Source organism: Methylobacterium sp. J-088 (assembly GCF_022829295.1).
Lineage (GTDB): Bacteria > Pseudomonadota > Alphaproteobacteria > Rhizobiales > Beijerinckiaceae > Methylobacterium.
The window spans coordinates 1-14249 of sequence record NZ_JAKSYH010000153.1 but is presented as its reverse complement, the minus strand read 5'-3'; the positions used below and the strand labels follow the sequence as shown (position 1 = coordinate 14249).

Annotated in this window: 13 protein-coding genes; 9 read left to right on the top strand and 4 right to left on the bottom strand. The window is 62.8% G+C overall.

Annotated features, from left to right (window positions below; translation table 11 throughout):
- Nucleotides 1-2: 2 nt before the first annotated feature.
- Nucleotides 3-2081, top strand: coding sequence for a 3'-5' exonuclease (locus MKK63_RS16975; protein WP_244003784.1), 2079 nt, complete (start codon nucleotides 3-5; stop codon nucleotides 2079-2081).
- Nucleotides 2082-2248: 167 nt separating this feature from the next.
- Nucleotides 2249-2974 (top strand): hypothetical protein, encoded by a 726-nt coding sequence (locus tag MKK63_RS16970; protein ID WP_244003782.1) that lies wholly within the window; start codon nucleotides 2249-2251, stop codon nucleotides 2972-2974.
- Between the two features lie 195 nt (nucleotides 2975-3169).
- Here MKK63_RS16970 and MKK63_RS16965 read toward each other — a convergent pair.
- The 3 genes from MKK63_RS16965 to MKK63_RS16955 all read right to left on the bottom strand — a co-directional run bounded on the left by MKK63_RS16965 (nucleotide 3170) and on the right by MKK63_RS16955 (nucleotide 6290).
- Nucleotides 3170-3960 (bottom strand): IS5 family transposase gene (locus MKK63_RS16965; RefSeq protein ID WP_244003926.1). Its coding sequence is split into 2 segments (ribosomal slippage): nucleotides 3170-3633 and nucleotides 3633-3960, totalling 792 coding nucleotides; the frame shifts between segments, so codons are not numbered across the junction.
- A 73-nt stretch (nucleotides 3961-4033) separates the two neighbouring features.
- Nucleotides 4034-4870 carry a DUF2971 domain-containing protein gene (locus MKK63_RS16960; RefSeq protein ID WP_244003780.1) on the bottom strand — a complete coding sequence of 279 codons (837 nt, stop codon included), beginning with the start codon at nucleotides 4868-4870 and terminating at the stop codon, nucleotides 4034-4036.
- A 166-nt stretch (nucleotides 4871-5036) separates the two neighbouring features.
- Nucleotides 5037-6290: a tyrosine-type recombinase/integrase gene (locus MKK63_RS16955; RefSeq protein WP_244003778.1), complete on the bottom strand. Its 1254-nt coding sequence runs from the start codon at nucleotides 6288-6290 to the stop codon at nucleotides 5037-5039.
- 504 nt (nucleotides 6291-6794) lie between these two features.
- Between MKK63_RS16955 and MKK63_RS16950 the strand changes: the two genes are divergently transcribed.
- The 6 genes from MKK63_RS16950 to MKK63_RS16925 all read left to right on the top strand — a co-directional run bounded on the left by MKK63_RS16950 (nucleotide 6795) and on the right by MKK63_RS16925 (nucleotide 12957).
- On the top strand, nucleotides 6795-9791 hold the full coding sequence (locus MKK63_RS16950; protein WP_244003776.1) for a response regulator: 2997 nt from the start codon (nucleotides 6795-6797) through the stop codon (nucleotides 9789-9791).
- Nucleotides 9792-10120: 329 nt separating this feature from the next.
- Nucleotides 10121-10489 (top strand): hypothetical protein, encoded by a 369-nt coding sequence (locus MKK63_RS16945; RefSeq protein WP_244003774.1) that lies wholly within the window; start codon nucleotides 10121-10123, stop codon nucleotides 10487-10489.
- A 29-nt stretch (nucleotides 10490-10518) separates the two neighbouring features.
- Nucleotides 10519-10989 carry a tellurite resistance TerB family protein gene (locus MKK63_RS16940; RefSeq protein ID WP_244003772.1) on the top strand — a complete coding sequence of 157 codons (471 nt, stop codon included), beginning with the start codon at nucleotides 10519-10521 and terminating at the stop codon, nucleotides 10987-10989.
- An 80-nt stretch (nucleotides 10990-11069) separates the two neighbouring features.
- On the top strand, nucleotides 11070-11216 hold the full coding sequence (locus tag MKK63_RS16935) for a hypothetical protein (protein WP_244003770.1): 147 nt from the start codon (nucleotides 11070-11072) through the stop codon (nucleotides 11214-11216).
- A gap of 806 nt (nucleotides 11217-12022) precedes the next feature.
- Nucleotides 12023-12691, top strand: coding sequence for a Crp/Fnr family transcriptional regulator (locus MKK63_RS16930; RefSeq protein WP_313901773.1), 669 nt, complete (start codon nucleotides 12023-12025; stop codon nucleotides 12689-12691).
- Between the two features lie 2 nt (nucleotides 12692-12693).
- Nucleotides 12694-12957, top strand: a complete 264-nt coding sequence (locus MKK63_RS16925; RefSeq protein ID WP_244003766.1) for a hypothetical protein — start codon at nucleotides 12694-12696, stop codon at nucleotides 12955-12957.
- A 269-nt stretch (nucleotides 12958-13226) separates the two neighbouring features.
- Here the strand turns inward: MKK63_RS16925 and MKK63_RS16920 are convergent, their stop codons facing one another.
- Nucleotides 13227-14018, bottom strand: coding sequence for a Brp/Blh family beta-carotene 15,15'-dioxygenase (locus MKK63_RS16920; protein WP_244003765.1), 792 nt, complete (start codon nucleotides 14016-14018; stop codon nucleotides 13227-13229).
- A gap of 4 nt (nucleotides 14019-14022) precedes the next feature.
- On the opposite strand from MKK63_RS16920, the gene MKK63_RS16915 reads away from it, so the two are divergent.
- On the top strand, nucleotides 14023-14249 hold a 227-nt coding region (locus MKK63_RS16915), incomplete at its 3' end, for a Brp/Blh family beta-carotene 15,15'-dioxygenase (RefSeq protein ID WP_279574714.1).

The following is a 14249-nucleotide window of genomic DNA, read 5'->3' as shown; positions in this document are numbered from 1 at the left end:
ACATGGACTTCCGCATCGCCGACACCTTTACCGCGGCCCTCGCCCGCTTGCCCGCCCAGGAGCAGAAGGCAGTCAAGACGTCCGCGTTCGATATGCAGCTCGACCCTGCGGGGCCGGGCCTGCAATTCCATCGGATCGAGGCGGCGCGGGACCCGAACTTCTGGTCGGTGCGGGTTAACCGCGACATCCGCATCATTGTCCACCGCACCGCCAGCAGCCTGCTACTCGCCTACGTTGACCATCACGACAAGGCTTACGCCTGGGCCGAGCGGCGGCGCATCGAAGCTCACCCGCGCACGGGGGCATTGCAGATTATCGAAGCGCGGGAGCGTGTTGAAGAAATTGCTCCTGATCTGTTCGCCGCACCCCGGTATGGCTCTGTGCAAGAGCCGCAATTATTTGATGCGCTCTCGCGCGACGATCTCCTTTCGATCGGTGTTCCGGAAGATTGGATCGAACCTGTGCGGCTCGCCACTGAAGAGCGCTTCTTCGGCCTTGCCGCATATCTGCCAGCCGAGGCAGCCGAAGCACTTCTCGAATATGCTGCGACTGGGCGACTCATAAAACCAGAGCCGGCCAACACACCTGATCCGTTCGCGCATCCAGATGCGCAGCGTCGTTTCCGCGCCATTGAAGATGTAGAGGCGCTTCGGGCAGCGCTTGATGCACCTTGGGAGCGATGGTCTGTCTTTCTTCACCCTTCTCAGGCCGGGGTGATTGAGCGAACCTACAGCGGCCCCGCCCGGGTCGCTGGTTCGGCAGGCACCGGCAAGACCGTTGTAGCTGTACATCGCGCTGTGCGGCTTGCCCGTGCTGACCCGCAAGCACAAGTGCTGCTCACGACCTTCTCAAAACCGCTTGCCGATGCGCTCCAGCGCAAGGTCGACACTCTCCTCGCGGCTGAGTCGGGTGCCCAGGGCCGCATCACCGTTGCGCCCTGGGACGGACTGGCTGACGAGTTGCACCAGCTTGTCCACGCGCGGCGGCCCCGGGTCGCCACTCTGGCGCAGATCCAGGCGGCTCTCGTCGAGGCCGCGAGCGGGACGACGGCATGGTCCGAGCGGTTCCTGGTCAGCGAGTTCCGCCATGTGGTCGATGCGTGGCAGGTTGCCGACGAGACGGCTTACGCCGACACGCCCCGCCCCGGCCGCCGCAGCCGACTGGGCGCCAAGCAGCGTGCCGCCCTCTGGCCGATTTTTACGGCAGCTCGCTCCCGCCTCGCTGCTCAAGGTCTCGCGACCTGGGCCGGCGTTTTCAGCGGTCTCGCTGAGCATTACGCTGCATCCTCATCGCCGCCCTTTTCGCACATCGTTGTGGACGAGGCGCAAGACCTGGGCGTGCCGGAGCTGCGCTTCCTGCGAGCCATCGCACCAGAGGGGGAGGATCGCCTATTCTTTGCTGGCGACCTCGGGCAGCGCATCTTCCAGCCGCCATTCTCGTGGAAAGCTCTTGGCGTCGACGTGCGCGGCCGTTCGACCACACTCAAGGTAAACTACCGGACATCCCATCAGATCCGCGAAGCGGCGGACCGCCTGCTCCCCGGCGCTGTTCAGGATATGGATGGGCGCGAGGAAACGCGGAGGGGCACGGTCTCGGTCTTTAATGGACCACATCCTGAAGTGCTGAAGTTGGACGATGAGACAGCCGAACGCGAGGCGATCCTGGGCTTTCTGTCCGCTGCCCGAGCAGAAGGCATCGCCCCGGCCGAAATCGGCCTGTTCGTTCGCAGCCGAGCTCAACTGGATCGCGCCCGCACCGTCGCTCAAGCGGCGGGCCTTGTACCGGTTGAGCCAGGAGACGCGCCTAGCACCGCGGGCGAAAGCGTGATTGTCGGCACGATGCACATGGCGAAGGGCTTAGAATTCAAGGCTGTAGCTGTGCTTGCGTGCGACGATGGCGTGCTGCCGCTTCAGGACCGGATCGATACAGTTGGCGACGAGGCCGAGCTAGAGGAGGTCTACGAGACTGAGCGGCACCTGCTCTACGTCGCCAGCACACGCGCGCGGGACCGTCTTCTTATCACTGGCGTGCGCCCCGTATCGGAATTTCTAGATGATTTGGGTAAAGCCGAGTCAGGGTAATTTGCGGGCTAATAATACAGGCGCTAATGCGCCAAAATGCCGAATTTCAACTCAATGATTCGGGTGGGATTGGGTGCTAACTTTCTTGAATCGAGAAACTAGAGAAACAACGGCCAAAAATTTGTTTGAGAAAATTCCGAGTTGCTGTAATCTTGAACGAGGATCAGATGGATAGTCCGACGATTTTTGTAAGTGTTGGCATCTCTATGAATCCGAAGCAGGAGACTTTCGTCAGAGCGGTCGAGGATCGTTTAAGAAGTGAAGGTCTTTCTCCGCGCACTGTTGGACGGAATACATTTTCGGCGGGCTCTCCTTTCATCGAAATATCGAAACTTCTTGATCGTTCGGCAGGTGTCGTGGTGATCGCCTTGGAAAGGTATAGGTTCGAAAATGGCGTCGAGAAAAGAGGCAGTGCTCACGAGCGGCAACTGCAGAACGTGAAGCTGCCAACTGTCTGGAATCAAATCGAAGCAGCGTTAGCGTATGGGCGAAATTTACCTCTCATCGTCATCGCCGATAACGAAACCATCAGCGAAGGGTTGCTCCAAACCGGCTATGATTGGTTCGTGATGCGGGTCAAACCAGAATTATCTTCGCTTCAGACCGATGAGTTCAACGGTGTGCTTGCCGACTGGAAAACGAAAGTTATAAGCAAAGGTACGGAGGTTGTTGGCGCACAAGGCGCATCGAAAGTGGATCCTGCAAATCTAACGATCGGCGTTCTAATCAGTTCGCTCAAGCCAGCTCAGTTTTGGGGCGTCCTTGTTGCCCTGGGTGCGCTCTTAGGAGTTGCTTTTGCAGGTGGAAAGCTACTTTCAGTCCCGCCCGCAGAAACAGGAGCTAACGTGTCGTCGCAGCCACAAAATCCCGCTGAAACTAACAAGACAAAATAGTTCAAGCGTTGCGACGAAGGGTTTTTAGCTTGTACCAGTTAGGATATTGCTGTCAGCGGCCATTATGGGCTAGTAAGCAAATTTGATATTCGTGAACGTATAGCCGATGTTCAACAATCGATGCATTCGTATTAATTTCCGCTATCGAAATCGCGGTATAAATGTTATGCAGGTATCTTGGGAGTCTTAGAGCGCCTAACAGAACTGTTTGATCTGGTTGAGGGTTATGAGGCTTGCCGCGAGGCTTGTGAAGGCCTCGTAGATGTCGGCGCGTCGCTCGTAGCGGACGGGCAGGCGGCGGAAGCGGTTGAACCAGGCGTGGGTACGCTCGACCACCCAACGGTGGCGACCGAGCTTGTCGCTGCTCTCGACACCACGACGAGCGATGCGTGGCACGATCCCGTGTGCCCGGCATTCGTGCCGACGTGGTCTGGCATCGTAGGCTTTGTCGGCGTGCAACTTGTCTGGTCGGCGCCGCGGTCGTCCTCGTCGACCACTCCGCAGAGGCGGGATGGCATCGAGGGTAGCCGCCATCATGACGCTGTCGTGCCGGTTGGCCCCGCTCAGGCAGACGCCGAGCGGGGTGCCGCGCGCGTCGGTGACGAGGTGGCGTTTCGTGCCCGGCTTGCCGCGGTCCGTCGGGTTCGGGCCGGTGGCAGGCCCCCTTTTTTGGCCGGGACAGATGCGCTGTCCAGGCAAGCCCGGCTCCAGTTGATCTCACCCGCCGCGTGCAGACGCTCCAGCAACACGTGATGCAGACGGCTCCACACGCCCGCCGCTTGCCAATCCCGCAGCCGCCGGCAGCAACTCATGCCGGAGCCGCAGCCCATCTCGGCCGGCAGCATCTCCCACGGCTGGCCCGAGCGCAGCACGAACAGGATGCCCGTCAGTGCGGCCCGGTTCTCAATTGGACGACGCCCGCTCTTCGGACGGGGCCGAGGCGGCGGGAGGAGCGGAGCGATCTCATCCCAGAGATCATTGGGCAGAAGCGGTCTGGCATGCTAAACCAACGCTGAAAGCCTCGCTTCGTGCCGTTCTGTTAGGCGCTCGTAAGCTAACTCAAGAAACGAAATCATTAATACGAACTCGGCCTTGCTCCAATTTGGCGCGAAACACCTTGAGGAGTGGGTTTATATCTAAAAGATCAAGTGCCAAGGTACGTATATCATCTTCAGGAACATTCCATCCGCAGATAACTCCTGTTGCTGCGGAACTCATCATTTGTCGCAAGAACAGCGTTCCATCCACGCTAGCTTTGCATGCGGAGAGGGCACTGACGATCCGCCATTCGTGCTCGTAACTCCAATCGTTAAATTTCGTAAAGAATAGATTGTCTTGTGTGGCCGGATCATGAGTCATGCCGATCAAATCCTGAACATAAATGACCGGTTTAAGGACATTTAGACTGCCTGTGTCATCGCGCTCAAACTCTCGATCTAAGCCTTCAAATTGAACAACATAACCGCTCGCTTGGACGCCATAGTGAGCCCACATTGGAAGCGAATCGAAGCGTTCAGTTAAAGAAAGTACTCCAACCCGAGACCGAATGAATGAAATCGTGGCAAGAAGCTGACGCTCCATATATTCGAAGTTGTCATATATAGGGAGCGCCAGCGTTTGATTGGCTAAGGCTATGGTTTTAGGACATGAGAGAACACGGGTCTCAGGTGAGATTAAACGGAGCAGAGCCTCTTGATGCTTAAGCCACTGAAACTGCTCTGGGCTATAGCCATTTTGGCGCACCAATTTAAGCGAGGATCGGACCGCGTGTTTGTTCATGTAAGGAATAAGTTCTGATGGATCATTTAACTCATCGATCTTAGTGAATTTCAGCGATCCCTGAGCTAGAGCCGTGACAGCTTTTTTTGAACCAACAAATTTATATAGCAGTTTCATCTGATGACTCGCATATCTAAACGTATTGGGCTGTCGGTGATTGGGCTGAAAGATTATAATAAATCTTGAATGTACTCTTGTTGGGAAAATCCAATCTGAAATTGGAAGCTTGCTGTCGTCATCTGTAGATGCCTCGCCTTTATGGTCAATCAAGGCATGTCAATCTCTAGGCTGAAATCGACAAATTAGGTGCTGTTCGACGGATCGTGTCAGCCACGAAGGAGGGGGCCAAGTGGGCGTAGTGTTTCTCGGCCATGCGGGTTCCCGAGTGGCCGAGCGCCTCCGCGACGACGATCAGCGGCGCTCCGTTTCGCACCATCGCGCTCGCGTAGGAGTGTCGCAGCTCGTGGAGAGTAATACTCTCGAGCTTCGCGCGCTCCAGTGCTGCCTTGAATGCCCGCTGATACTGCGCGGGCTTCCAAGCCTCGCCCGTCTCGCCCCGCAATAGCGGCGCTCGCAGATCCCGTCCGACCGCCAGCCGTGCGAACAGCGCCGCGCCGCCGACAGTCAGGGGGATGTGGCGGGCCCGGCCGTTCTTGCTCCGCTCGATGAAAACGGTGCCGTTCGCGCCGTCGAAATCCCGGACCGTGAGGGCGGTCAGCTCGCCGAAGCGCGCGCCCGTCATCAGTGCCGCTGCAACCAGTTCGCGCAAGGCGCCCTGAGAGGTGTTCAGAAGCCGCTGTTGTTCTACGGCATCGAGGAAGCGCACTCGGGCCGCCCCAGTGTCCCGGAACGGCTTGAGCAGGCGCCATGCACGGTCGCTCTCGACAAGCTGATGCTGATAAGCCCAGTTCAGCGCGGCCTTAAGCAGGGTGAGGGTACGGTTGGCCGTATCGCGGCGGCGGCGCAGTGCCTCCGGATCCGAAACGTCCACATCCCGGGTGTTGATCTTCGCAGCGTGTCGGCCGGTCCGCAGCCGCTTCGGCGCTGTCACCAACGCGTCGCGCCAGCGTCGCAGCTTGTCGAGCGTCAGATCCGCTACGCGCAAGGAACCGAGCTTGGGGAGGATGTGGACGCGTGCCCGTGACCGAGCGTCGTAAACCGCCTTCATCCCCTCAGCAGTGCGCGCTTCAAGGTAGCGCTCCAGCGCGTCGGCGACCGTCAGGGCGGGCTGCGCGTCCGGAGCGGAGCGCAGCGACTTCACCCACGCGCGGGCAACATCCTTAGCCTGTTCATGCGTGAGAACGCCTAAGCCGTCCGCTGCGGACAGATCGTCCGCCTGTCCGAGCTTGGTCTGCACGCGCTTGCCGTCGGCTGAGCGGGAGGCCGCGAGCCATGACCCGCCCTGCCCTCGCGTGCCGCGCCCGCGGCGATAGCCCAGCCGGACGCCAGGGCTAATCAGCTCCCATTCCGGCGCATCGGAGGCCGGCAGATCGGATCGGCTCGTGCGGCTTGCGAGGACGCTACGGCGACGCGGCATCGTCAACCCTTTTCGTTGTCGAATTCGTTGCCAGCTATGCCACGAGACGAGCTGGTACGCAAAGGTATGAAATGATATAAGCCATTGATAGAAAACAAATACCAGGACGTTTCAGGGAGTGCCTGCATGTGCCAGATGTCGCCCTTTCACGGCGAAAACACGGGTTCGATTCCCGTAGGGCGCGCCAACAAAATCAGCATCTTAGCTCGATTTCCTGGGTTCAGCTCACAGAAATGTCTCACATAGTAGGTTCGACGCGTTGCCATGCGGAACTGCAAGCTCCGGATCGTCGGTGAGCAGTCCTAACCGTGAGGCTGTTGTCGCACAGGACGCATGTTTACCCATCCCGGCCATTCAAGTGGCTTTGGCAACAATTCAAGAGCGAACGCTGACTATGATCAGCCATTCGCCTAAGGGCCGGCCAATGGAGGTCGGGCTCGCGTCCATGTGCCATGAGGGCTACGAGTAACCTGTGCCTGGATGACAGGGGCATAGGTAGCTCATATGCCCGATACGGCCTCGCTCATACGACGCCCCGGTTGGCGCGGCTCGCGCCCCCTCGCCGGCCTGCCGAGCTCGCCCCTGGCCTACACACTGCTCGCGTTAGCCGTCACCCTAGCCGGTTGGAACTTCGTCGCTGGCGAAGCCGCGCGTCGGGAGCAATCGCGCCAGCGCGCGTTGATCAGCCGCAGTGATCGCCTGCTCTCGACCATGAAGGATCTGGAGACCGGCATGCGCGGCTACGCCTTGACCGGCAAGCCCGAGTACCTCGAACCGTACGCCGACGCACTCAACCGCATCGGGGATGAAGCCGCCCACCTCGATGCCTTCGACCGCACGGCCCTCGATCCTGCCGTCGCCGCGCTCGCCCCCGTGCGCACGCTGATCGACGGCGAGAAGGCGTTCTCCGACCGAGTCGTGACTGTCCGTCGCGATCAAGGCTTCGACGCCGCTGCGGCCCTGGTCGAGACGGGCGAGGGCAAGCGCTTGATGGACGCGATCCGCGTCGCGACCGCAGCTTCAGAACAGCGCGCCGGCGAAGCGCTGGCTGAGAGCGAACGCTACGACAGGCTGCGCTACGCCATCCTGACCGCGTTCAGTCTCCTCTGTGCCAGCCTCGCCGTGACACTGTTGGCGCGCCTCGCCCTGGTTCGCCGCCGCGAGAGCCAGCGCAGTAGGGGACTGTTCGAGGGCGTGCTGGCCAATGCCCCGGTCGGGCTGGGCTTCCTCGACGGTGATCTGAAGATCCGTCACATGAACCGCGCGTTGGCGACGATGAGCGAGCGCGGCTTCGGGGCGGATCTCGGCGCGCCGATCTGGACGCTTCTCCCGAGGTTGGAAGATCAGCTCACACCTCTGTTGGAAGCGGCACGCGATCATGGCTTGGTCAGCGCCGATGTGCCGGTGTCCGTGCCGAGCGAGAGCGCGCCGGGCGGGGCGCGCCATTTCCGCATGAGCTTCTATCCGCTGCGGCAAGAAGAGGGGCCGGCGGCGATCGGCGTTGGAGTCGTGGTCGCCGATGTGACCACGGCGGCGCTGTCCGAGGCGCAGGTCCGCGCGGGCGAGGCGCTGCTGCGGACCGTGCTCGATACCCTGCCGGTGGGCGTGCTCATCGCCGAGGCGCCGTCCGGCCGGATCACCGGCCACAACGCCCGGGCCGAGGCGATCCTCGGGCACGGGGTACTGCCCGCGCAACCTGGCGAGGGACCAGCCCGCTGGGTCGGCTTCCACGAGGATGGTCGGCCGGTCGAGCCGAGGGAGTGGCCGCTGATCCAGGTGGTACGCGAAGGCGAGCCTCAGGCGGAGCTGGAGGTCGACTATCAGCGCGGCGACGGCTCGCACGCCTGGATCGGCTTCGCGGGCGCGCCGATGCGTGATCCGGATGGTAAGCTCGTCGGCGGTGTCGTCGTCGTATCAGACATCGACGCACGCAAGCGTTCCGAGCACGTGCTCGCGGCGGCGAAGGAGGCCGCCGAGGAGGCCAACCGCGCCAAGTCCGAGTTCCTGGCCAACATGAGCCATGAGTTGCGCACGCCGCTGTCGGCGGTGATCGGCTACTCGGAGATGCTGCAGGAGGAGATGGAGGACGCCGGCCAGGCGGACCTGCTGCCCGACATGAAGAAAATCGAGGCGAACGCGCGCCACCTGCTCGGACTGATCAACGACGTGCTCGACCTCTCGAAGATCGAGGCCGAGCGCATGGAGGTGTACCCCGAGACCCTCGACGTCGCCGCCACCGTGCGCGATGTCGCCGCCACGGTGGAAGCCCTGGTCGAGAAGAAGGGCAACGCCCTCGTTCTCGAACTCGCGGACGGGCTCGGCGGCGCCTACACCGACGCGACCAAGCTGCGCCAGTGCCTGATCAACCTACTGAGTAACGCGGCGAAGTTCACGGAGGGCGGGCGCATCACGCTTTCGGCTCGCCGGCAGACGGACGGCGACGGCGATCGGCTGGTGTTCGCAGTGGCCGACACCGGCATCGGCATGAGCGCCGAGCAGGCGTCACGCTTGTTCCAGCGCTTCAGCCAGGCCGACGCCTCGACCACGCGGCGCTTCGGCGGCACGGGGCTGGGATTGGCGATCACCCGTGCGTTTGCGCATATGCTCGGCGGTGACATCGCGGTCGCGAGCCGTGAGGGCGAGGGTACGACCTTCACCCTGACCGTTCTAGCGAGCGCGGCCGGAGGCGAGGAGATACATGCACCCCTCGGATCATCGTCCGGCGTGCCGCGACCCGATGGTCAAGCCGTGCAGGGCAGCGAGGTTCTGGTCATCGACGACGACCAGGCGACCCGTGACCTGCTCGCGCGCTTCCTGACCAAGGAGGGCTTCCACGTCGCGACGGCGGCCGACGGGAAAGTGGGGCTGGAGCAGGCCCATGCCCGACGCCCACGGGCGATCCTGCTCGACGTGACCATGCCGCGCATGGACGGATGGGCGGTGTTGCGCGCGCTGCGCGCCGACCCGGAGCTAGGTGATCTGCCGGTGATCATGGTCACCGTGCTCGACGAGCAGAACCTCGCCTTCTCGCTCGGTGCGACCGACTACCTGCAGAAGCCGGTCGACTGGGCGCAGCTGAAAGAGGTGATGGAGCGGTTCCGGCCGAAGCCGCACGACGGCCCCGTGTTGGTCGTGGACGACGATCCCGATCTGCGCACATTGATGAACACGCAGCTGACCCGAGACGGGTGGACGGTGGTGACGGCGGTGGATGGCCGGGCGGGCTTGACGGCGGTGGCCGAGCATAAACCTCGTCTGATCCTGCTCGACCTGATGATGCCGGAGCTGGATGGGTTCGGGTTCCTACGCCTGCTGCGCACGCGCCCGGAGTGGTACGACATCCCCGTCGTGGTGCTGACCGCCAAGGATGTCACCGCAGACGACTTCCGACAGCTGGCCGGGCAGGCCGACCGCGTGTTGCAGAAGGCCGGCTTATCCTTCTCGGATCTCTCGGCGACGCTGAGGATGCTTTATGGGGGCGCTCCGACCGACAGCCTGTGAACCTTGAGCCGCGCCAGGGTTCGGTAACGCCACAGCCTCGCGTTAGCCCCCGTGTCGCAGCGGACCGCTCGTACCCGCCGGGCCGGCCTCTGGATCACCGGTCTGATACTGGGATGTTTCTCAGCCGCTATGCTGGTCGAGGCTAACCGGACTCGAACGGTGGAAGCACCACATCGGTTCATCGGGGAGCCGCGCATGGCCGGGTCGATCGAGCTCATGCTGGTGTGGGACCACGCCGTGGTACCGCTGAGGAGCACGCGCGTAGCGCGATAGACGCTTTGTTAACCAAGCGCTGGCCACCCTGAGCGCGACAGCTTGAGGGTGAGCCCGTGACCCACGCCTGCTCGATCAGCGCCGCGGATTTCGGCAACGACTGCCCGGTACCCCTCGATCTGGTGGCGCAGCTCACTCGGGTCGAACCCGACGCGCGCCTCGACCTGCTCGACGGCGTCTCGGAGACGACACGGGCACGGCTCGCCGTGTGGCTGTACGGCCGCAGCCACACTCACGAGATCGGCGTGCGGATCGCCGCGACCTGCGAGGGGGCGACCTTGCGACGAGTGGCCGGGCTCGTCGGCGATCAGCTCTACGCATTGTCGCGTCGTCCCTACACCGCACCGAGTCACGGGCTGCAGGGCGGCGGCCGACGACAAGTCAGCCTGGGCGGAACGCGCGGTGCAGCCCGCGCCGTCGCCTGACACGCATCTCTCCGTACCAGCGGCTCACCATGAACCTCGCTCAACTCCTCACGCGTTTCCGTCAGACGGTGACCGCCTATGCCGGCGATGAGGCGCTGATGCAGGCTGGCGTCTCGGCGGCGGCCAACGTCATCGTCGCCGACGGCGAGGTCGCGGGTGAGGAGTTCGAGACCGCGCTGACCGGCGTGATGGCCAGCCCGATCCTAGAGAAGGGCTACGACGTGCTGATGCTGGAGGAGGCATTGTACGATGCGATCGGTCGAGCACGGACCCGGGTTGGTCGATTAGAGAACCTGCGCCGAGCCGCGGCGATCGCCGGCCGGCCGGCAGAGCAGCGCCAGGGTGTGTTCCTAGTGGCGGTAGACGTAGCCGACCACGACGGCATCGCCGAGATCGAGCATGCCGCGCTGAGCGAGATCGCGGCCGCGCTCCTCGTGGACAAGGCGGCACTGCTACGGACGGCTCCGGTCCGAACCGCGGTCCGGCGCGCGACGATATAGGATCACCACCGCGTCAGGAACCCTCCCATACGACGCCGTTACGACGGCCGGTCGGAGCCGGCGTCGAGCCAGTCTTGCAGGTGTCTGTACGCCTCGAGGAGACCGGCGAACTGGGCTTACCCCTCCAGAGTACGGATGCGGTGGTTGCGGGCGACGACGCGCAGGGCCTCAGCCTCACCGAAGCATCCGTCGCGCTCAACGGCACGCTGGCCCGCGCAGCCGCTTGAGTACGTTTGGCCCATTCCGTGTAGCTGATACGATGGGCATCCCGGTCCGCTCTGAGGCGGGCGACATCCTCTTGAAGATATGCGGCACCTCGAAGCCCTGGAGCCGCCCGTTGCGGTCCTGATGCATCGGTTTGACAGACGCCCAGCCCGACCGTGATGAGCAGGATCGCGACGGCGCATCGGATCATGATCATCCTCTCGTTTGGCACGAGCTAAGCTTATTCAGGGGGGATGGGGCGAGAGCGGATCAGCCACAATCATTCTGTTTGGAGGTGGAGGCGCGCAGATGGGCGCAGACAAACACGAAACCTGCCAATCGGTTCGATCGGGATAGGTGTCACGAAAGCGGTATGATTTGAAAGGTCAAGCTGATTATATGAGACCGTGTCCCGTCCGGTCCGATTGAGGCATACTCAAATCGAACCGGCTCGATCGGCTTCTATGAGTGGTGATCCGACTTGGTTTATCGCCAGGAAGCTGACGTTCTGCCTGTGACCCGACCTCACCGCGGAAGGCGGCTTTCCCTGTCCTCAAGCCAGACATTCGCCCGACTGGGTACTCTGAGGCTCTGTTTCCGTGTATTCTGATGTGAACAGCCATGCAGCTTCGGCCACTTACCTGCTGATGGCGGCAAAAGGCCGTCCTATGACGGAGAGTTTTATCTCAGGCCGGAAGTAGGGTGGCAGATCGCCCTTTGCCGCCTTGGTCCGATGCAAGATGCGCTGATCCGTAAGCTCGAAAGCTTCGAGGAACTGAGCGACGCCGACCGCGCGGCGCTGCGGGCATTTGTGCCACGGGTGCGGAATGTGTCAGCGCGGACGGACCTGATCTCGGAAGGCGACACGCCCAGCGACGTTCATCTCATCCTCGACGGCTACGCTTGCCGCTACAAGATGCTCCCGGACGGCCAGCGCCAGATCATGGCCTTCTTCGTGCCCGGCGACTTCTGCGACCTCAACGTGTTTATCCTCGACCAGATGGATCACGCCATCGGCACGATCTCCCCGTGCAAAACGGTCGAGATCCCCCGGCATGCCATCGAGGAGATCACGGCGAACCACCCGCAGGTGACGCGGGCCCTGATGTGGTGCGCCCTCGTGGACGAGGCCGTGCTGCGCGAGTGGCTAGTCAACGTCGGCAGCCGCCAAGCTGACCAACGGATCGCGCACCTGTTCTGCGAGCTGCTGATGCGCCTGGAGGCGGTGGGGCGCGTCTCCGACAACAGCTTCCCATTCCCGTTCACCCAGACCGACGTCGCCGATACGATGGGCTTGTCGGACGTGCAGGTCAGCCGCAGCCTGCGAGAGCTGCGTGCGCTCGATCTGATCCACCTCAAGCACAGGGTCCTGACGATCCTGGACGTTGAAGGGCTCAAGGCGTACTGCGGGTTCAATCCCAACTACCTCCACCTCAGGAACGCGCGTTGGAGCGGTCGCCGGCAGGTGCCGTGGCTGAGCAGCGTCCGAGGAGAGTAGCGGTGGCGGACCGGGGCAACGTCGAGACCCTGGTCGTCCTGCAGCCTATCTCCGTCGACACGGCGAGCCCGGATCGGGTCGGCATGCTGGTGATTGTCAGCGGGCTGCTCGTGGCGGTTTTGGTCCGCCTCGATGCGCCCTGGCACGAGCGTCCCGGGGCTTGGCACATGGAGGCGGGACTGGGGCGGCTGGCGGGCGTGCGCGCTCCCGTGTTCGATACCCTCGAAGACGCGACACGATGGGTGCGACAGCGCCTAAGAAAGTAAGCGCGCCGTAAACCTCCCGCCCCAGTCGTGCGGCGCTACCCCATTAGGAGCCTGAGAGCGGACGCTCCCAGGGGCCGCAATGAGTCGAAAGCAGCTGTGAGAATTGGTTCGGGAAAGGCCCATCTATGTCGAGCCGAAAGCGCCGGTTTCCGACCCCATACCTAAATTGCACCATGAGAAACAGCTGCTATGGCTGGGGGAGGGGTAGATTACTCCACACGCGAAATCAGCTAACGGCTCCGTCAGCATCGTCAGGGACAGTTTACCTCTCATTGAGCGGCACAGGGGACTGGTCTTGGCTGTGTCGTAAGTGCCTGTGCCCGCTCATGCACCGTCAACCAGGCCTCCAACAGCACGTGGGGCAGCGTCAGCGCCGCAAGCAGTTGCAGCGTCACACCCACCAGCCGCACTGCCGGCTCCCCGGTGCCAAAGGGCAAGAGCGCCGCCCCAATCAGCACGGTCAGGATCGTGGTCGGTATGGATAGGCGCCAAGCAGAGACTGTGTTGTGCACCCGCGGCGCGCGTGTCGGGTGCCGGATGAGCGCGGACGTGTGGGACGGGGCATGCACACTCACGAAGTACAGCGCGAACGCCGTCAGCGGCGGCAGTGCCGCGAAACCGACGCACTGCAGGAGCGGCAGGAGCAGGGCACGGCGCGGCCCCCACATCAGCGTGCGGCAGGCCCAGAGAACCGCGAGCGGCACCCACGCCAAGCTTGGCCACAACAGCCAAACCGGAGCCTCCGCCAGAGGGACGCCGGAGATCGCCGACAGCACCCGCGCGGTCGCGACAGGTTGGACCAGTACGGGTAGCGCCACCGGGAGGCTGCCCAAGACCAGGACCGATAATTCGTGGCCCCCCTCCGCTTCCTCTGTGCCGAAGTGCCAGATGGACACGGCCAGGAAGGCGGCCAGGATCAGCTCCGGTGCCAGCCGCCACGCCCCAAGCACGGCGGCTACGAGCATGAGATAGGGGGCTGCGAACAGCGGAAACCACGCCCAGCCCACCCGATGGCGCAAGAGGGTGCGGCCGATCTCAACGTCGAGTGCCCCGTGCGGCACGCTGATGTGGGGGCCGCGCCGTGCCCTGCTCCTGCCGCTCCTGCAGTGCGTCGGTTTCGCGGCACTGCCGCCGCTGACGGCGTTCGCGCTGTACTTCGTGAGTGTGCATGCCACGTCCCACACGTCCGCGCTCATCCGGCACCCGACACGCGCGCCGCGGGTGCACAACACAGTCTCTGCTTGGCGCCTATCCATACCGACCACGATCCTGACCGTGCTGATTGGGGCGGC